The organism is Pseudogemmobacter sp. W21_MBD1_M6 (assembly GCF_052119585.1).
Taxonomy (GTDB): domain Bacteria; phylum Pseudomonadota; class Alphaproteobacteria; order Rhodobacterales; family Rhodobacteraceae; genus JBGQOJ01.
Window position 1 is genome coordinate 1 of sequence record NZ_JBGQOJ010000028.1, and the last position, 18,974, is coordinate 18,974.

General features: G+C 60.1%; 17 protein-coding genes. 12 read left to right on the forward strand and 5 right to left on the reverse strand.

Features of this window, described 5'->3' with window-relative positions; genetic code table 11:
• Positions 1-393: 393 nt before the first annotated feature.
• A complete protein-coding gene (locus tag ACEN2R_RS18085; protein ID WP_442044087.1) occupies positions 394-1,044 on the reverse strand; it encodes a YjbF family lipoprotein in 651 nt (216 codons plus the stop codon).
• A gap of 2 nt (positions 1,045-1,046) precedes the next feature.
• The gene (locus ACEN2R_RS18090) at positions 1,047-3,161 is read right to left on the reverse strand and encodes a YjbH domain-containing protein (RefSeq protein WP_442044119.1); all 2,115 of its coding nucleotides are present in this window, start codon (positions 3,159-3,161) and stop codon (positions 1,047-1,049) included.
• Between the two features lie 255 nt (positions 3,162-3,416).
• Here ACEN2R_RS18090 and ACEN2R_RS18095 point away from each other — a divergent pair, with 255 nt between their 5' ends.
• From ACEN2R_RS18095 to ACEN2R_RS18105, 3 genes are read left to right on the forward strand one after another with little or no spacing between them, the layout of a single operon-like run.
• Complete coding sequence (locus ACEN2R_RS18095; RefSeq protein WP_442044088.1) at positions 3,417-4,289, forward strand: putative selenate ABC transporter substrate-binding protein; 873 nt, start codon at positions 3,417-3,419, stop codon at positions 4,287-4,289.
• 9 nt (positions 4,290-4,298) lie between these two features.
• Entirely contained in the window at positions 4,299-4,985 is a 687-nt protein-coding gene (locus tag ACEN2R_RS18100; protein ID WP_442044089.1) for an ATP-binding cassette domain-containing protein, read from the forward strand.
• Between the two features lie 4 nt (positions 4,986-4,989).
• Positions 4,990-6,525 carry a PhnE/PtxC family ABC transporter permease gene (locus ACEN2R_RS18105; protein WP_442044090.1) on the forward strand — a complete coding sequence of 512 codons (1,536 nt, stop codon included), beginning with the start codon at positions 4,990-4,992 and terminating at the stop codon, positions 6,523-6,525.
• Between the two features lie 21 nt (positions 6,526-6,546).
• Here the strand turns inward: ACEN2R_RS18105 and ACEN2R_RS18110 are convergent, their stop codons facing one another.
• Together ACEN2R_RS18110 and ACEN2R_RS18115 are read right to left on the reverse strand one after the other, a co-directional pair.
• The gene (locus ACEN2R_RS18110) at positions 6,547-7,917 is read right to left on the reverse strand and encodes a sensor histidine kinase (RefSeq protein WP_442044091.1); all 1,371 of its coding nucleotides are present in this window, start codon (positions 7,915-7,917) and stop codon (positions 6,547-6,549) included.
• Between the two features lie 216 nt (positions 7,918-8,133).
• Positions 8,134-8,721: an acyl-homoserine-lactone synthase gene (locus tag ACEN2R_RS18115; protein ID WP_442044092.1), complete on the reverse strand. Its 588-nt coding sequence runs from the start codon at positions 8,719-8,721 to the stop codon at positions 8,134-8,136.
• A gap of 681 nt (positions 8,722-9,402) precedes the next feature.
• Here ACEN2R_RS18115 and ACEN2R_RS18120 point away from each other — a divergent pair.
• Complete coding sequence (locus ACEN2R_RS18120; RefSeq protein WP_442044093.1) at positions 9,403-9,711, forward strand: hypothetical protein; 309 nt, start codon at positions 9,403-9,405, stop codon at positions 9,709-9,711.
• A 23-nt stretch (positions 9,712-9,734) separates the two neighbouring features.
• Here ACEN2R_RS18120 and ACEN2R_RS18125 read toward each other — a convergent pair whose 3' ends face one another.
• A complete protein-coding gene (locus ACEN2R_RS18125) occupies positions 9,735-10,406 on the reverse strand; it encodes a GntR family transcriptional regulator (RefSeq protein ID WP_442044094.1) in 672 nt (223 codons plus the stop codon).
• A gap of 223 nt (positions 10,407-10,629) precedes the next feature.
• Between ACEN2R_RS18125 and ACEN2R_RS18130 the strand changes: the two genes are divergently transcribed.
• The 8 genes from ACEN2R_RS18130 to ACEN2R_RS18165 all read left to right on the forward strand — a co-directional run bounded on the left by ACEN2R_RS18130 (position 10,630) and on the right by ACEN2R_RS18165 (position 18,934).
• Positions 10,630-11,643, forward strand: coding sequence for a TRAP transporter substrate-binding protein (locus tag ACEN2R_RS18130; RefSeq protein ID WP_442044095.1), 1,014 nt, complete (start codon positions 10,630-10,632; stop codon positions 11,641-11,643).
• Between the two features lie 98 nt (positions 11,644-11,741).
• Positions 11,742-12,560, forward strand: a complete 819-nt coding sequence (locus tag ACEN2R_RS18135; RefSeq protein ID WP_442044096.1) for a TRAP transporter small permease subunit — start codon at positions 11,742-11,744, stop codon at positions 12,558-12,560.
• Positions 12,553-14,148, forward strand: a complete 1,596-nt coding sequence (locus tag ACEN2R_RS18140; RefSeq protein WP_442044097.1) for a TRAP transporter large permease — start codon at positions 12,553-12,555, stop codon at positions 14,146-14,148. The genes ACEN2R_RS18135 and ACEN2R_RS18140 overlap by 8 nt, the downstream gene beginning before the upstream one ends.
• 84 nt (positions 14,149-14,232) lie before the next feature.
• Positions 14,233-15,723 carry a UxaA family hydrolase gene (locus ACEN2R_RS18145; protein WP_442044098.1) on the forward strand — a complete coding sequence of 497 codons (1,491 nt, stop codon included), beginning with the start codon at positions 14,233-14,235 and terminating at the stop codon, positions 15,721-15,723.
• A gap of 36 nt (positions 15,724-15,759) precedes the next feature.
• Complete coding sequence (locus ACEN2R_RS18150; protein ID WP_442044099.1) at positions 15,760-16,644, forward strand: NAD(P)-dependent oxidoreductase; 885 nt, start codon at positions 15,760-15,762, stop codon at positions 16,642-16,644.
• A 4-nt stretch (positions 16,645-16,648) separates the two neighbouring features.
• On the forward strand, positions 16,649-17,374 hold the full coding sequence (locus tag ACEN2R_RS18155; protein WP_442044100.1) for an SDR family oxidoreductase: 726 nt from the start codon (positions 16,649-16,651) through the stop codon (positions 17,372-17,374).
• A gap of 13 nt (positions 17,375-17,387) precedes the next feature.
• Positions 17,388-18,290 (forward strand): DMT family transporter, encoded by a 903-nt coding sequence (locus ACEN2R_RS18160; RefSeq protein ID WP_442044101.1) that lies wholly within the window; start codon positions 17,388-17,390, stop codon positions 18,288-18,290.
• Between the two features lie 47 nt (positions 18,291-18,337).
• Entirely contained in the window at positions 18,338-18,934 is a 597-nt protein-coding gene (locus ACEN2R_RS18165; RefSeq protein WP_442044102.1) for a glutathione S-transferase, read from the forward strand.
• The last annotated feature ends 40 nt before the right edge of the window (positions 18,935-18,974 follow it).

Below are 18,974 nucleotides of genomic sequence, written 5' to 3' on the forward strand. Positions count from 1 at the left end.
CAAAGAGCAAAGAGACAATAAAAAACCGAAGCGCAAATCATTAGCGCAACAGATCAACTACCTCTAGATGTTCGTTCATGCACATTTGGGCCTGTTTCCAGTCCGTTCCGCGCCCCGTTGTGCATCACTGCGTCTCCGGTGAAGGGGGTTCTAGGCCTAGTGACCCAGAGTCGCAAGACCTTTTTTTAGTAAAATCGCATTTCGTTGATTTTCTTGTCATAGAGCCCGCGGATCGCCTTGTTTATAAGCATTCTGCGGAAAACTGCCCGATGCGACACCGCTGTAAATCTCCGGATTGGGGGAAATACAGCAGAATCTGGGGCTGCTTGCGGCATTAGATGCCCCATTTCGGGAATCAACCGCCTTGCGACAGATGGCACAAGGCGGTCGCGGTCACTGTGTAAGACGTTCGGTGTCCAGATAGCCGACTTCGGGGCTGACAAACTGATGCGACCGCAACATGGTGCCGGTCGCGCCACGCCAAAAGACGTTGATAAATCGTGTTTCGGTCCCGACGCAGCGTTCCGTGATTTTTGAGGCCTTGTAGGATTGACCGACAATCGTGATCGTCTCCGGCCCGTCCGGCGTCACCGTGCAGACAAAACGGATGCGCTCGATCCGGTCTTCGGGGCTCAGGTAATCGTGGATCCGCACCACATCCTTACCACCCCGCAACATGGCATTGCGCGTGCCGGCCACATCCGCCGCCATAAGGTCAAGCCCCAGACCGCGCGTCGCGACCAGAACTCCGCCCTTGAAAACCAGCCCGATGCCGTCGCTGGTTAGCCATGTTACGGCATCGCCATTTGTGCCCGCCGGCACCATCGTGGCCTGCGCCCCCCGCGACGGGATCGCCGCAAACAGGACCGGCGTCGTCACAGTGGCCAGCACCGCAGGCGTCAGCCCGTCGCGCGGGTCAACCGGTGCCGGCTGTTTGCCAAACCCCGCCGTCACCGTCTTGAGCTGTGCCAGACGGTCCGGCGCACCGGTCCCGCAAGAGGCTAACAGGCCGATGGATAGTCCGATTGCAAGTCTGCGCAGCATGATCATCTCCAGAACCGCCCCCAACGTTTTTCCAGATCGGGACGGTGGGTTGTGCGCACCGCACTATATAGCCGGTCCTGTAGGCCAAGGCGCGCGCCACCATCCCGAAGGATGGGCCGGATCACAGTCTCGAAGGATTTCGTGCTTGGCTTTCCAAGCGCCCAGTCCACCGGAATGGTAAAGGTGATCCCCTTGTCGAATGATCCCTCGCCGAACTCGGCAAACGGCACATCTGTGATCGTGGCGAATGCGCCCAGCTTCCATCCGTTGGCGAATTCGCGCGACAGGGTCAGGGTGCCGCCATAGTCACCGGCAAGATAGCGCCCCAGATCAACCTGCGCATGGTAGCCGTTGCCAAAATCGTAATACGCCGATCCATGACCGGTTAGCACTTCGTAACCCTGAAAACCAAGCCCGAGGTCGAAATCGCGTTGACGCACATAATTGATGTCTGCCCCGAAGGCGAGACGGCTATCAACCGGCTTCCACAGCACTTCCGCCGACAGCCCCCCGAACATCCGTTCCAGATACCCGACCGACACACGGCCATACAACGTCGGGGCCGGGCGGAAGGTATAGCCAAGCGTCAACCGCTCCAGCGTGGGGCGATCATTCTTTGCATAAAGATAGGCATCGCTGCGAACCCTTGGCAGGACAGAGTTCGAAACCCGCTGCGACTGGTCAAGCGTGCCAATGGCCCTTTGCCGGACAGACCCGGCAAGAACCAGACCCGGCACTATTTCGTAGCTGGCGCGGGCCTCGGCGCCGATATCATAGCGGGCAGGGCTGTCGGGGTCGAACAAGGCCAATTCGCCATAGGGGCCGATCGACCAGTTGAACTTTGGGTAAAGGCCATCTGTGACGGAAAAGCCCTGCGCAGCCCCTGTTTCAGCAATGCCGGTCCGTGTGAACATTTTCCACGCACCATTCGGCGCATTCTCGTAGGCCTCAAGGTCAGAGCGGCGCAAAGTGACGGCGGCGGTGGGCACCCCCAGCGAAACAGGTTCGATCACGAATGTCTCGACCGAGGCCGGCATTGCCTGTGTCAGGATCCGCGCGACGCGGCCAATCATCTGTGGCGCAGCCCCGTATGTCTCGTTGCGAACGCGGATGCGGACACGGGTCGCGGACAGGTCCATCGCCTCCAGGGTCAGACCGTCCGCAGCCAGAACCCTGGCCAGACCGGATTGCAGCGCCGATGACGTCTGCGGGCTTTGAGCCCAGCTTTGTACGGCGGCGGCCCCTTGCGCCCGCACCTTGACGGGCACCGGTGCGGGTTCCCGCCCTGTCACCTCCCGCCGTTCTCTGGGGTTCAGAACAAACGTCACAGAGGCCCCGATTTCGCTGCCATATAAGTAGTAACCGGCAAGCTCCACTCCGGTCCAACCCCTGTAGGTCACACCGAAGTTCATCGAAGATTTGCGGTCGATCGTCCCAAGCGCAGTGCGGCGGGTATAGGCATCCGACGAATACTCCGCCTTGAACGACAGATCGGCGGTGTGAAAATATTCGATTCCGCCGAAGGCCGCCGCATCGCCGCTGAACCACTGCTTGGGGTCAAAGGTGCCGCCCTTGCCAACATCGCGCGCGACACGGGTTTTGAGCCCGTCGCTCAAGGCGCCCAAAGGGTTCGCAAAGCCGTTGTGCGACCCAAGCCTGCCCCAGCCCAGACCGGCTGTTGCCCTAACATTGTCGCCGATGCCCTTGGTCGCGACGACATATTCGCCGGTATAAAGGCCGGTGCCGATAAAATCCCTCAGGCCGACCGCGACAGCAGGGCGGTATGCCCCCTCTTCGATCAGCCGGTAGCGCAGATCAAAACTGCGGTCCCATGTACGACCGGTGCCGGGGCCGGTATATTCGTCTATCGTCGCGTATCTGAAACTGCCCGAAAGTCTGGGCGAAATCTGGAACGACAGCGTTACACGCGCCTCTCCGTTGAAGGTGCCGACCGACTGGGAAAACTGCGCATCCGGTGCGCTGTCGGCGGTGGGCATTTCGATCAGCCCGGCCTCGCCGAAAATGTTCACAGTCGGCGGGATCAGCTGTTCCGCAACGACCGCATCAGCGCCACCAACAAATCCAAGGCAACCCCACAAAGCCTTCAATGAAACCATCTTCGTCAATATACTCGCCCCGTCACCCCAAATTACTCCCGCTTTATGCAGCAGCCCTGTCAGGTTTGCTATGCTCTCAGGCCTTATGACCCGAATGAACGGAAATACGTGTCGATCCTGTCACGCCTGATTTCGCCAAATATATGACACTATATATACGTCATATACGTCAGCAATTTTTCCGGCCCCGTCTGGCGCTTTCCCGGCGAAGCCCGTATCCCGCAACACATCTTATAGCTCCAAAGGATTCTCGCGATGCGTCTCGTAAAAAACGCTATTTCTGCCGCTCTGATCGCCCTAAGCCTTGCCGCCCCGGCCCATGCGCAGACCGCGAACACGCTTTACGTCTCTGCAATCCCCGACGACGACGAAACCCGCCTGACAGAACGGTTTGGCAAAGTCGCCGCCTATCTGTCGGAAAAGCTGGGCGTTCCGGTCGAATATATTCCGGTCAAAAGCTACGCCGCCTCGGTCACCGCATTCCGCAATGACCAGATCCAGCTGGCGTGGTTCGGCGGCCTGTCCGGCGTTCAGGCACGGTTGGCGGTTCCGGGGTCCCGCGCCATTGCGCAGGGTGCCGAAGACGCGACCTTTGTCACCTATTTCATTGCCAATACCGCAACCGGCCTGACCGAGGCCGACAGCTTTCCCACAGGCATCGACGGCATGCGCTTTACATTCGGGGCGCAGACTTCGACGTCGGGGCGGTTGATGCCCGAATTTCACATCCGCGAGGCAACGGGCAAAGCGCCAGAAGATGTCTTTTCCGATGTCGGCTTTTCCGGCGATCACGGCCAGACCCTGCGTCTGGTTGCATCGGGCGCCTACCAGTTGGGTGCGCTGAACTACACCGTATACGATCAGGCCGTCGCCGACGGCGCGCCGGAAATCGAATCCGCCAAGGTGATCTGGAAGACACCCGCCTACCCCGATTACAACTGGACGATCCGCGGCGATGTCGATGCCCGCTTTGGCGAAGGGTTCGCCGACCGCGTTCAGGCCGCCTTGCTGGACATGAGCGACCCTGACCTGCTGGCCTCTTTCCCGCGCACAGGCTTCATCCCCGCCGACAACGCGCTTTATGCCCCGATCGAGGCGACAGCGCGGCAGCTCGATCTGATCGAGTAAGGCAAGACCATGCCCCAGCAATCGCCTTTGGTCCGGTTCAACGGCGAAACGATCCATTGGCAGCAGACCCCCGCGCTGCACGACATCCGCCTCGACCTGTTCGCAGGCGAACGGGTGGTTCTTCTGGGGCGCAGCGGCGCGGGGAAATCGACACTGCTCGGGGCGCTGCGGCGCAAGCTGGAAACAGCGCGAACCGCGCCACGCCTTGCGCTTGTGCCGCAGGACCACGGGCTGGTGCCGCAGCTTTCCGTTCATCTGAATACCTATATGGGCCGGCTGGACGATCACGGGGCCGCCTATAACCTTGCCAATCTTGTGCACCCGTTCCGGCGCGAACGGGCCGCTGTCGCCCCCTGGCTGGCCACTGTCGGACTGAACGGGCTGGACCGTCGTGCGGTCGAAACGCTGTCGGGCGGACAGCGGCAGCGCACCGCCCTTGCCCGCGCGCTGTTTCGCGGCGGCGATGTGGTGCTGGCGGACGAACCGGTCAGCGCCGTGGACGCGACACAGGGCGCCGCGCTGCTGGATGCGCTGAACGCCCGCTTTCAGACGGTGGTGCTGGCGCTGCACGACACCGATGCCGCCCTGCGCATCGCCACCCGCATTGTCGGACTGCGCGCAGGCCGGATCACGGTCGACGCGCCGGTTGCCGCGGTGACCGCAGAGGACATCGCAGCCCTGTATCAGGGCACATAGGCAGGTGCGCAGACCTTTGGCGCATGACAAATCCCGCATCGGGCGCAGGGCCGTGATCCTTGGCTTTGCCCTGCTGACGCTTCTGGCGCTGGGGTTTGCCGATCTGCGGATGCTTGCACCCGACGCCTCTGCCACGCTTGCGCGTCTGGCAGAGGGGCTGCTGCACCCCGAGTTCGGCGACATCCCCGCACTGGTCCATGCCGCCGCCCTGACCTTGGCCTTCGCGCTGTGCGGGGTGTTTATCGGTGCCGCCGCAGGGCTTGGCCTTGCGCCCTTCTATGGCTTCGGCCCCGTCCGGCATCTGTGCATCGCGGTACGCGCAGTCCATGAATTGTTCTGGGCGTTGCTGCTGATGCAGGTCACCGGTCTGTCGCCCCTGACCGGCGTTCTGGCCATCGCCCTGCCCTATGCCGGCATCTTTGCCAAGGTCTTTGCCGAATATCTGGACGAGGTCGACCCGGTCGCCGCCAACGCCCTGCCCGCCAGAACATCGCGGGTTTCGGCGCTGCTTTTTGCCCGCCTTCCGCTCGCCCTGCCAGACATGCGCACCTATGTCCTTTACCGGCTGGAATGCGGGTTGCGGTCGGCGGCGGTGCTGGGGTTTATCGGGTTGCCGACCCTTGGGTTTCTGCTGGAAAGCTATTTCCGGCAGGCCCATTACCCGCAGGCCATGGCGGTTCTTGCGGTCTATCTTGCGCTGATCCTGCCGTTGCGCGTCTGGATGCGCTGGCCGCTGGCGCCGCTGTACCTTGGCATTTCCGTCTGGCTGCTTGTGCGCATCCAGATCCCCCCGATGGGCAGCGGCGTATTGCGCCGGTTCCTGACCGAAGACATCGTGCCCGCGCCCCTGCGCAGCGGCGGCTGGCTGAACCTGGGCGGCTGGGGGGATTTCACCAGCTGGCTCTGGCGGCTTGCCACCGAACAGGTGCTGCCCGGCATATGGGTCACGCTGGTCCTGTCACAACTGGCGCTGGCGCTGGCGGCAATGATCGCAATTCTGGCCTTTCCGCTGATCGTGCCGCGTGTCACCGGGCGCATCGATGCTGCTTTGGCACACGCGGGTCTGGTGCTTGGCCGGTCCATCCCGGATTACATGCTGGCCTTTGTGCTGTTGCAGGTGTTCGGCCCGTCCATGCTGCCCGCGATTATCGCCCTTGGCCTGCACAATGGCGCGATCATCGCGCATCTGATGGGGCGACAATCCGAACATCTGTGCGACACCCTGCGCCCCGATGCGCCGCGCGGCTTTGTCCTTTGGGGGTTCGAGCTGTTGCCCAGACAGTTCGGCAGCTTTGTCGCGCTATGCCTTTACCGCTGGGAGATCATCGTGCGCGACAGCGCGATATTTGGGCTGCTCGGCGTTGCCACACTGGGCTTTCATGTCGACGCCGCGATCCAGCAAGTGCGGATCGACCGGGCCGTCGTGCTGCTATTGGCGATGGGCGGTCTGACGCTGGCTATCGACACCGTCTCGACCCACCTGCGCAAACGGATGCGTCTGGCCAAACTGCCCACCGAAGACATCGCATCCCCGCGATAGCCCGCGCGGCTTTTCCGTTACTCAGCAGGCCAAGGCGATCCTGGCTGTGGGCGGCGCGTCGGGAACCACCTTTTTGCCGGATTCGATTGCATCCAGCGTGATGAAAAAGGTCGTACCCTTTCCCACTTCGCTTTCATAGGCGATGCTGCCGTCGTGGCCATCCAGAATGTGCTGTGTGATGCTCATCCCCAATCCGGTTCCACCGATCTCGCGTTGAAGCGACGCATCGACCTGGGTGAATTTTCCGAACACCAGACGCTCCGAGTTTTCCGGAATGCCGCGCCCGTTATCCCTGACGGCGATGCGCGCCTTGTCTTGCACCCGCTCCAGCACGATCTCAATCTCTCCGCCTTGATAGGAAAACTTCGCCGCGTTAGAGATGACATTGGCCAACACCTGCAACAACCGGCCATAATCGCCATTGACGAACAACGGCTCGTCCAGTCCTTTGGCGTGGATCTTGACCCCCAGCGAATTGCAGTAACTCTCGTTCGCCTCGACGGAATCCCGCACAAGTTCCGCCATATCCATCGGCACACGCACAAATTCGGCCTGCCCCGCCTCGTATTTCTGAAGATCCAGAAGATCGTCGATCAGGAACGACAGGCGGGTGCTGTTCTTATGCGCGATCTCGACCAGTCTGGCGACCTTGGGGGGCACCTCGCCCAGAAAACCGCTCTCGATCAGGCCAAGCCCCCCCTTGATAGAGGTAAGCGGCGTGCGCAACTCATGGCTGACGATGGAGATAAATTGCGACTGCACCGCATAGGCGCTAGCCACGCGGTCACGTTCCTGCCGCAGCTCTTCCATCTGGCCCAGTTTTGTCTGGTAAAGCCGCAAGAACACGCGCGAGCAGTCCACCATAAAATACAGGATAAACACGCATGTCGCGAATTGCAGCCACAGGAACGGCGCGGGCGACGGCCATTCCGCCCATAGGTCATGCGCCGGAATGTAAACAAACGCCGCCCCGTAGATGACCAGTCGGGCAATCAGAACCCGCAACAACTGATGGTTGTTCATGGCCGCAAAGATCGATGCGGCAAACAGAAAGAACAGAGGTGTGAAATGCGTGGCGATGCCTTCTTCGCGGGCCACGAGCACAACAAAAAGACTAACTGCGATTGCGCTCAGGACGGAACTGAGGGTCAGAAGGTTCAAAAAAACCGGGCCCTTCTTCCGGTTCACGCCATCCCACGCCAGAACACGCTTGGAAATGTAGTAGTCGAACAATTCGGTGCTAAGGCTAATCACATAACAAAACAGGGCAATTTCGGCGCTATAGAAGAACCCAATCAAAAGGGATGCGCCGACGAACATCGCCTGGCGCTGCCATATAAGACCAAGTCCACCGCGGACAAAGTCCTTTAACCGCTGTTCGATATTATCCATCCTTCGCATATGCCTTGCATTCGCCGTAAAGGTAAGCGGGGTTCTACATATTCGACCCGCTCGATCCTCTAGGCGCGATCCAACCACAGAGGTGCACATTAATAGCACACTCTCCCGTAAGGAGATCAATACTTTTCAAGATTGGCACAACTGTGGCGGCAACACGTTAATTTAGATACGATAAGGCGGGCCTCGGAACACTCTTCTGTGACTGCGCTAGTGACGCACCGCCGAAAGATGCATCAGCGCAACCTGGTTCGATGATCCGTCGATTTCCATCTCTGGACCGGCGGCCTCGGCATCAAGCCCCAAGCGACCGATCCAGCGGGACCAAACGACCGGCACCAGTCCAAGCACCTGTTTTGCGCCCAACTCGCGCGAGGCCGTGATCATTTCCTGCATCAGACTGGCCTGAACCTGCATCCGAAGCTTGGCAGGAACGGATTGCGACACGAACACACGCGACGATTCCCACACATCGGGCGACACCGGCGCCTCGAAGTTCAACAGGTTCGACGGGATAGAGGCAAGCAGACCCTTCTGCGCGTCACGGATCATATAGGAATAGATGCCGCACCGCGCTGTTGTGGGCGTCAGCCGGATACCCGCCAGAATTTCACCGCCCCGATGCACCGCGATCCAGCGGCTGGCGGGTGTGTCGTATTGGTCGTATTCCATCCCGCCCGCCTCTGGCAGATCCCACCGGTTTTGCACGATGAAACTTTGCCTGCGGGCCCTCAGAAGATTGGCAAACAGCTCGCCGTGGGTGTGCATGTTTCCAAAAGAGATCGTTGTCGATTGCATGTATAGTCACCTGACTTCGTTTGACGCATTAGGTCGAAAAATTGCCATACCGTTACTGCCGACCTGGGCGGCCCTTTGTGCGGCGCTCACCGAACGGGGCCGCAGAGTCACAATTTGATTAAGATCTCCTTAACGCTGCCCAATGTTTTGCGCTCTCGCCTCATAAGGGTGAACCACTCATCCTTAGATTGCGAGGAAAATGTTTGAAACAAGGCAAATAGAGGCAAAAATGTGGCAAATCCTACAGCATCGATGCACTGGGCTTTGATTCGGAAATCGCACATCACAACATTTGGTTGTTCACGATATATGAAACACAACCTATGTGTTTGCGGTAAATTACTGAAAAAATTTAAGTATTTTAAAAATGACAGAATCGCCCCGGCTCACCGCGTTCTGCCCATTCGCCGCACCCCGCAGCCCGTCACACGGAACAAGGGCACAACCCGTTGCTTCCGTTGATCCGAACCAGTGTCAGGGATCACAGCTGACAACACATCTTTAGGCTGTGGGAAAATCACCCGCCGCAACCCTTCCCCTACCCTGCCCTTGCCCAGCTTTGCGAGGAACAAGCTTTAGCCACAAAAACAATAGCATTTGACCATCAAAAAGCTAAAATGCCCTGCGAAACATGTCGGCATGAGGAACAAGGTCCATTCATTCAACCCCGAAAGACCCGACATGCTAGATGCACTTGATCGCGCCAGAGAAGCCTTCATCGAGATAGAGGCCGAGGGCGCGAATATGACCGATGTGCAACTGTCCCAAAGCACGTCTTACGCCCGGCTTCTGAACGCGGGCATCGCCTTGGGTCTTACCGGCGGACGGCCCGCGATCGACTGGGCGACAGCCAATCTTTTCCCCCATGACCCGCCCCGCACAGATCGCGCCAAAATCCTGCTTCAGGAATGGTGGTCCGGCGTCGGCGATTGGGATACCCCCTGTGATGCGCAGGTCCGGTTTAACGGCGCCACGCACACCCTTCATTGAGCCAGCAAAGACCCCGCAGGCATTCACCCGGCGTCGGACGTCTCGCGCTCTGCATCCAGTTCTTCGAAACGGCTGCGGATGTTCAGCACAAGATGTTCCAGATGGCTTTGGATTTCGGCCTGCACCTTGGCCGGATTGCGCTGCTCCAGTCCCTCGACGATCATGCTGTGCTGACGCAGCACCCGATCCCGGCTGCGGCGCTGGCTTGCCGACAAATACCGCGCGCGCCACAGGCGGGACAAATAGGCATTATGGGTTTCTGCCAGCGCGGGGTTCTGCGACGCGCGGGCAATGGCAATGTGAAAGCTCATGTCGATTTCGAACAGGTCAAGCGTATCGACGTGATCGTATAGATCCGACATTTTCTCGTGCAGGGCGCGGATCTGCGCGATTTCGTCATTCGACGCATTCTTGCAGGCCAGTTCCCCTGACAACAGTTCCAGCGCACGCAGAACGTCGATGGCATCGCTGATTTCCTTCAGCGACGGCGTCGCGACAATCGGGGTCCGCGAGGGCCGAAGAACAACCAGCCCTTCTTTCGCCAGAATACGAATCGCTTCGCGCATCGGGGTCCGGCTGACGCCCATCTCATTGGCGTTATCGCGTTCCTTGATGGTGGAACCAGGCGGCAGCTTGCCGCGAAGGATGTCGCGCCGCAGCTGATTGGCGATGTCGTCTGATAGGGTTGTCTCCACCGGCCACCTCTTTGTTTTATAGCTTAAGCTATTGAAATTCCTTCACTGCAGTATCCGTAAATATAAGCGGGTTCAATTTTTATCATTTGGTATACCAAAATTTGTTGCTTGTCGATAGCGACCCCGCTAGCGTCTGACTACGGAACACGAAACCGGTGCGAGCGCGGAGGAGCGCGGTCGCGACGAGAACGAGCGCGGCAAACGCGCAATCAGGGAGGACGACATGAAACTCACGACTATCCTTAAATCGGCAGCAGTGGCCGCTGTTATCGCCAGTCCGGCATTTGCGGAAACGGTTCTGCGGGTCCAGACGCACTATGCCCCCGAAACCGTGTCGGGCAAGTTGGCCGGCCAGTTTGTCGATGACATCCAGACCATGTCCGGCGGCGACATCAAGATCGAGATGTTCTATTCGTCTTCGGTCGTGGCCACGGTTGAGGCCTTCGATGCTGCCGCGAACGGCATTCTGGATTGCGACATGACCGGCGGTGCATACCAGACCGGCAAAAACCCTGCGTTCCAGTTCGTTGGCGACATCATGGGCGGCTATGACACCCCCTATCAACAGCTGTCCTGGCTGTATTACGGCGGTGGATACGACGCGGCGCAGGCGCTGTATAACGAATACGGCATGCAGCTGATCGGCTGGTGGATCTATGGCCAGGAATCGATGTCCTCGTCCAAGCCGCTGAATGGCCCCGACGATCTGAAGGGCTGGAAATTCCGCTCGCCTCCGGGTCTTGAAACCGAAATCTTTGCAAACCTCGGCGCATCGCCGATCGTGATGGATTTCACCGAGATCTTTACGGCGCTGGAAACCGGCATCATCGACGGTGCCGATGCGTCGGGTCTGGCGAACAACGTGGGTCTTGGTCTTTACGACATCGTAAAGCACGCGACATTCCCCGGCTTCCACTCGATGCCGTCCGACCACTTTGCCTGTAACAAAGTCGTCTGGGATGGTCTGACCCCCGCGCAGCAGCGCATCATCGACACCGCAATGCAGAAACTGTCGCTGCAAACCGCGCTGACCTTTGAAAAAGCCAACGCAGAAGCCGCCGCAAAGCTGCGCGCCGATGGCGTGACGCTGTATGATTGGTCGGCAGAAGACCGCGCAGCATTCCGTGAAGGCGCTCAAGCAGCATGGGAAGGCTGGGCGCAGAAAACCCCCGAAGCCCGTGCACTGGTTGACAGCCACAAGGCCTATCTTGCCCAGCTTGGACTGCTGGCAAACTGATACGCTGACCGGCCACAGGGCCGGTCAAACCAGACCTGTGGTGAGCCTTCGTGGCTCACCACTTGCTATACGCATCACAAAATAACGGGAGATTGGGCATGCAACACGAGAGTGTATGGCTTGGGGCAATGCGTGGGCCCGTCAAAACCGCCATGATCGGCACGATCGCGCTGACGCTTGCGGTTGCAGCCTGGCTGATCGCCGGCCATTTCCTGAAACAGGACGCCTACAGCATGTATGACATGCTGCGCCCCGCTGGAAAACCGGCCGTGCAACTGATGCTGATCTCTTTGACCAGCGCGTTGATGTTGGCCTCTGTTTTCATGTCTGACCGGATCGCAACCATCGAACCCCGCCCCGAGGGCTTTTTCGATGTCCTGTCCCTGATCACCTCGCGGCTGGCGATGATGGGCGTCATATTTGTTGTGCTCGTGATGTTCTACGAAGTGATATCGCGGTATGTGTTCAACAATCCGACCCTCTGGGCAAACGAGCTGTCCCTTTGGATCGCCGCCTTTGTCTTTCTGCTGGCAGGCCAATACGCCATGCAACAACGCAGCCACATCCGCATCTACATCATCTACGACATGATGCCCCGCTGGGCACAAAAGCTAAGCGACTGCATTTCTGTTGCGCTGATCTGGGTCTTTTGCTTCTGCCTGATCTGGGGGGGCTTCAACGAGGCGCGCGACAAGATGCTGCGCATGGAAACCTTCGGCACATCCTGGAACCCGCCCATTCCCGGAACCCTTAAACCCGCCATCCTGTTCATCATCGCCCTGGTCGCAATTCAGGCCATCTCGAACCTGATCGCCGATTGGCATAAGGCGCCGGAACACCACTCCCCGGCCGACGACATCGACGAGACGGAAATCGAGAACATTCGTAAAACGCTGGAGGAGCCAAAGAATGGTTGATATCGGCACCCTAAGCCTGATCCTGTTGCTGGCGATGTTCGCCCTGCTTGCGATCGGCATGCCACTTGGCTTTGCCTCTGCTTTCCTTGCGGTTGCGACACTTGTGATGAAATTTGGCCCCGACCTGTTGTTCCAGGACTTTGGCCGTGGGCCATTTTCGGTGCTTGGTCAGGCCGTTTATCGGCAAATGACGAACTATGTCCTGATTTCGGTTCCGCTGTTCATCTTCATGGCAGCACTTCTGGAAAGGTCCGGCATCGCGCGTGACATGTATTCGTCGCTGAATGTCTGGCTTAGCCGGACACGCGGCGGCATCGCCATCGTCACCTCGATCATGGCTGTCGTCATGGCGGCCATGTCGGGCATCATCGGCGGCGAGGTGGTTCTGCTGGGCCTGATCGCCCTGCCCCAGATGTTGCGGCTTGGCTACAACCAGAACCTTGCCATCGGGACGATCTGCGCCTCCGGCTCTCTTGGCACCATGATCCCGCCGTCGATCGTTCTGATCTTCTACGGGCTGGTCACCGAAACCTCGATCAAGGCACTGTTCACCGCGTCGTTCCTGCCCGGTTTCATGCTGGCGTCGTTCTTTATCATCTACATCATCGTTCGCACACAGCTGAACCCCGAAGACGCGCCGCTGCCCGAACCCGATCCTTCTGATCCTGCGGGCCGTGAAAAGGGGCTGATGTTCCTTGGCTTCCTGTCTTGCCTGACACTTGGGGCCAGCGCCATTCTGGCGGCACGCGCCCTGTTCTTTACCGCGACCGGTGGCAACACCGTGACCGAAGGCGTGGACCCGATTGCCATGGGCATGGTGTCCGACCTGCCCTGGCTGGCAGGGGCCGCGCTGATCTCTCTGGCGTTGATCTATCTGGTCATCGGCCGCGAGCGGACAAAGCAGGGCTGGGAGATGGGCAAGGGCCTTGTCGCCCCGATCGTCGTCATCGGCGTTGTTCTTGGGTCGATCTATGGCGGCATCACCGGCATCACCGAAGCGGCGGGCATGGGCGTGATCGCGGTTTTCGTGATCGGCACGATGCGGCGTGAAATGACATTCGAAATCGTCTGGGATGCGTCGATCAGAACGCTGAAATCCACGGGCACGATCATCTGGGTCACCATCGGGGCCGCAGCTCTTGCCGCCGCCTATACGCTGGTCGGTGGCCCGACCTTTGTGGCGAACGCCATCGTCGGGGCAGAACTGCCGACGATGGGCATCATTCTGGTGATGATGTTGATTTTCCTGATCATGGGCATGTTCATGGACTGGGTTGGGATCGTTCTGTTGATCATGCCGGTGTTCCTGCCTATCGTCCTGAAACTGCCGATCAACGAGATCGGCCTGTTCGGAGAGCTGGAGTCACGCCATGTTGCGGTCTGGTTCGGCGTGGTCTTCTGTATGAACATGCAGGTCAGCTTTTTGTCGCCCCCCTTTGGTCCGGCTGCCTTCTACCTGAAGTCCGTCGCGCCGGCGCATATCTCGCTGACCGACATCTTTCGCGGGTTCCTGCCGTTCATCGCGATCCAGTTGCTGGCGCTGTCCGTGCTGCTGATCTGGCCACCGATTGTAACGCTGTTCCTATAAGCGTAACACCGGATAAATATGGTTCGGGGCGGTCAGGTGCCGCCCCGAACCAGTCACATTTTTGAACCCGCGCACGAGACAATGATGAAAACAGTTCGCCTATCCCCCGCAGATAATGTCGTGACGGCCATCACCACCCTTGCATCGGGAGATCATGGCGCGACATCGCAGATTCCGACCGGCCACAAAATGGCGACCGAGGCAATCGCACGGGGCGCGCCCGTTCTGAAATACGCGCAGGTCATCGGTTATGCCGCGACCGACATCGCGGCGGGCGATCATGTGCATGTCCACAATCTGGAATTCCGCGCCGTATCGCAGCAGTATGAATTCGCCACCAACCTGCGCCCCGCCCTGCCCGCCACAACAATCGACACCTTCATGGGGTATCGCCGCGCCGATGGCCGCGTCGGCACCCGCAACTATATCGCCGTGCTGACCTCTGTGAACTGTTCCGCCACCGCCGCGCGGATGATCGCGGCGCATTTCACCGACGAAAAGATGCGCGACTATCCCAATGTCGACGGCGTTGTGGCCTTTGTGCATGGCACAGGGTGCGGCATGGCCGGTGACGGTGACGGGTTCGAGGCCCTGCAACGTGTGATGTGGGGCTACGCCCGCAACCCCAATGTCGCGGCTGTTCTGATGGCGGGCCTTGGCTGCGAAATGAACCAGATCGACTGGTTGATCGAGGCGTATGGCCTTGTTCCCGGCCCCCTGTTCCAGTCGATGAACATCCAGTCCGTCGGCGGTCTGCGCAAGACGGTCGAACTGGGCATCAAAAAGATCGAAGAGATGCTGCCGATCGTGAACAAGTCCACCCGCAGCGCCTGCCCCGCGTCGGAACTGATGGTGGCCTTGCAATGTGGCGGATCGGACGCGTGGTCCGGCATCACCGCCAACCCCGCTTTGGGCCATGCCTGCGACCTGCTGGTCGCGCAGGGCGGCACCGGCGTGCTGGCCGAAACACCGGAAATCTACGGTGCCGAACACCTGCTGACCGCCCGCGCCACCGACAAGGCCGTCGGCGAAAAGCTGATCGGGCTGATCGACTGGTGGGAGGATTACACCAAACGCAACCTCGGCTCGATGGACAACAACCCAAGCCCCGGCAACAAAAAGGGTGGCCTGACCACCATTTTGGAAAAGTCGCTGGGCGCTGCGGCCAAGGGCGGCACGACGCCCCTGACCGGCGTTTACAAATACGCCGAGCCGGTCACAAAACCCGGATTCGCCTTTATGGACAGCCCCGGCTATGATCCCGCCTCTGTCACCGGCCAGATCGCCAGCGGCTGCACGCTGGTCGCCTTTACCACGGGTCGCGGATCGGCCTTTGGCGCGAAACCCTCGCCCTCGATGAAGATCGCCACAAACACCACGATGTTCACCCGCATGACCGAGGATATGGACATCAACGCAGGCCGCATCCTGACCGATGGCGCCAGAATTGAGGAGGTCGGGCGCGAGATCTACCAGATGTTCCTGCGCGTGGCATCCGGCGAGCAAACCAAATCAGAGGCGCAAGGCCTGGGTGACTTTGAATTCGTGCCATGGCAAATCGGCGCCGTCATGTAGGCCGCCCTGCCCTCACCAAAACCAAAGGAATAGCACATGACCAAACCAACCATCGGATTCATCGGCCTTGGCCTGATGGGGTCAGCCATGGTGCAGCGCCTGTTGGACTGTGGCTATGCCCTGCATGTTCTGGGACACCGCGACCGCACCGGAATTGACGCCGCCGTCGCGCGCGGCGCTGTCGAGGCACCCGATGCCAGAACCCTCGCGGCGGCAAGTGACATCGTGATGCTCTGCATGGGCACCTCGGATCAGGTAGAGGCGCGGGTGTTCGGGCCGGACGGGGTGCTGGCCGGCATCGGCGCGGGCAAGACCGTGATCGACTTCGGCACCTCCCTTCCTGCCTCGACCCTGAAGATCGGCGCAGAGATGGCTACGCGCGGCGCCACCTATCTGGACGCGCCGCTTGGGCGCACACCCTCGCACGGGCGCGACGGCAAACTGAACATCATGTGCGCCGGCGACGATGCCACCTTTGCCCGCGTAAAGCCGGTGCTGGACGATCTGGGCGAGAACGTCTTTCACCTTGGGGCGCTTGGCTCTGGCCACACGATCAAACTGATCAACAACTTCTTCGCCATGACCACCGCCTGCGCCATGTCAGAGGCATTCGCCATGGCCGACGCGACCGGCATCGACCGCGAGGCGCTTTACAACGTCATGGCCGCTGGTCCGCTGAGGTCGGGCATGATGGATTTCATCCGCAACTACGCGTCGGATGGCCGGATCGACCTTGCGTTTTCGATCGCCAACGGGGCCAAGGATGTTGGGTATTACCGCACAATGGCCCAGGATCTGGGCGTTCACTCGCGCATGTCCGGCGCCGCAAGCGAGACCCTGACCGAAGCAAAGGCAAACGGGTTCGGCGACAAGATGATACCGGAAATGGTCGATTACCTCGCCCAGCACCTGAAGGATTAACCGCATGAGATTACAGGGTAAAAAAGCCTTTATCACCGCAGCGGGCCAAGGCATAGGCCGCGCCATCGCCGAGGCCTATATCGCAGAAGGTGCCATCGTCACCGCGACCGACCTGAACGGCGACCTGCTGACCGGGATCGGTGCCGCACATGCCTTTGCGCTGGATGTCACCGACAAGGCCGCGCTGCAATCCGCCGTCACAGCCGCCGCCCCTGACATTCTGGTGAACTGCGCCGGGTTCGTCCACGCCGGCAGCATCGCCGAGGCAACAGACCCAGAGTTCGACTTTGCGATGAATCTGAACGTCAGGTCGCAATTCCATTCGATGCAGGCCGCCCTGCCCGGCATGGTGGAACGCGGCACTGGCGCAATCGTCAATATCGCCTCGGTCGCCTCGTCGATCATCGCCGCCCCGAACCGCTTTATCTACGGCATGTCCAAGGCGGCGATCATCGGCATGACCAAATCCGTGGCGCTGGACTATGTCGCGCGCGGCATCCGCTGCAACTGCATCTGCCCCGGCACGATTGAAAGCCCCTCGCTTCAGGATCGGCTGCGGGCAACGGGCGACTATGACGCCGCCCGCGCCGCCTTTGTCGCCCGTCAGCCGATGGGCCGCATCGGCCAACCCCCCGAAATCGCGGCGCTTGCGCTGTATCTCGGTTCTGACGAAAGCTCGTTCACCACGGGTCAGGCGCATGTGATCGACGGCGGTTGGGCGACCGGCTAGGGCCGCGCACCTCATGGCAACGGCCACCCCCCGCGAGGATAAAACCGCCCTTGGACTTGCGGCCATGGCACTGGCGGTTCTGTTTTTCACGATGATCGACACATCGGCGAAATGGCTGCTGTTGGCGGGTCTGCCCGCGCTTCAGATCGTTTTCGCCCGCTATGCCGGCCATTTTCTGATGTCGCTGATCATGTTCGTGCCAAAGCACGGGCTGGCGCCGTTCCATTCCAACAGCCCCTGGAAGCAGTTTCTGCGGTCCGCGTTCCTGCTGGGCAGCACGATCCTGAATTTCACCGCGTTGAACTATCTGCCGATCACCGTCACCACCACGATCATGTTCGCAGGGCCGATCGCGGTGACACTGTTGTCGATCCCCATTCTGGGAGAGGTCGTAGGCCGCCAGCGGATCATCGCCGTCTGCACCGGTTTCATCGGTGTGATCGTGGTGATGCAGCCCTGGGGCGTGTCCTTTCACCCTGCGATGCTTCTGTCGTTGGCCGCGCTGGTCATTGCCGCGCTTTATTTCATCATGACGCGCATGCTGGCGGGCGTGGAAACCAACGCCACCAGCCAGATCTGGAGCAGCGGCATCCCGACCCTGTGCATCGCGCCCTTTGCCTGGCAGCATTGGGTCTGGCCCAGCGGGCCGCTGGAAATCGCCGTGTTTTTCGCCATCGGGGCCTTCGCCGCCTTCGGGCATACGGCGGCAACCTTTGCGCACCGCCTGACCGACGCGTCGATCCTTGCGCCCGTGGTTTACATCCAGCTGTTCCTTGCGGGGGCCGTGGGCATCGTGGTGTTCAACACCTACCCGACGATCTGGACCCTTGTCGGCGGCCTGATCATCATCGCCGCAGGCATCCACATCTGGTACCGTGAGCAGCAAAAGGGGCTGATGCCAAAACCCCGCCTGTAACCGCGCACTAATAACCGTCTTGTCACCACCACCCAGGAGAGACCTGAATGAAACTGTTCTACTCGCCCGCGTCGCCTTATGTGCGCAAAGTCATGGTTCTGGCCCTTGAAACTGGGCAGGACGTGGAACAGCTTGCATCTGCGGCAAGCCCCATCGCGCGGGACAAGACCATTGCCGCCAGCAACCCGACCGGCAAAGTGCCCACAGCCCTGACAGATGACGGCCCCCTGTATGACAGCCGCGTCATTTGCCAATACCTCGACGCACAGCACAGTGGCCCGCCGATGTATCCCGCCGCAGGCCCGTCGCGCTGGACAACCCTGCGCCGCGAAGCCTTGGCAGACGGGCTTTTGGATGCGGCATTGTTGGCCCGCTATGAAACCGCAATGCGCCCCGCTGAAAAACGCTGGCCAGAGTGGCTGCAAGGGCAGATCGACAAGATCGACGCGTCGCTTGACCAGCTTGAAACCGAAACGGCATCCTTTGCGGGCGTCGATGCCGGCCTTATCGCGATCGGTTGCGCCATCGGCTATCTTGATTTCCGGTTCCCCGATCACGACTGGCGCGCGTCCCGCCCGGGTCTGGCCAACTGGTATGCCGTCTTTGCGCAGCGGCCTTCGATGCAGGCCACCCTACCGCAGTGACCTTATGCACATCCGCCGCGGCAACAGGAAAACCGCCCCG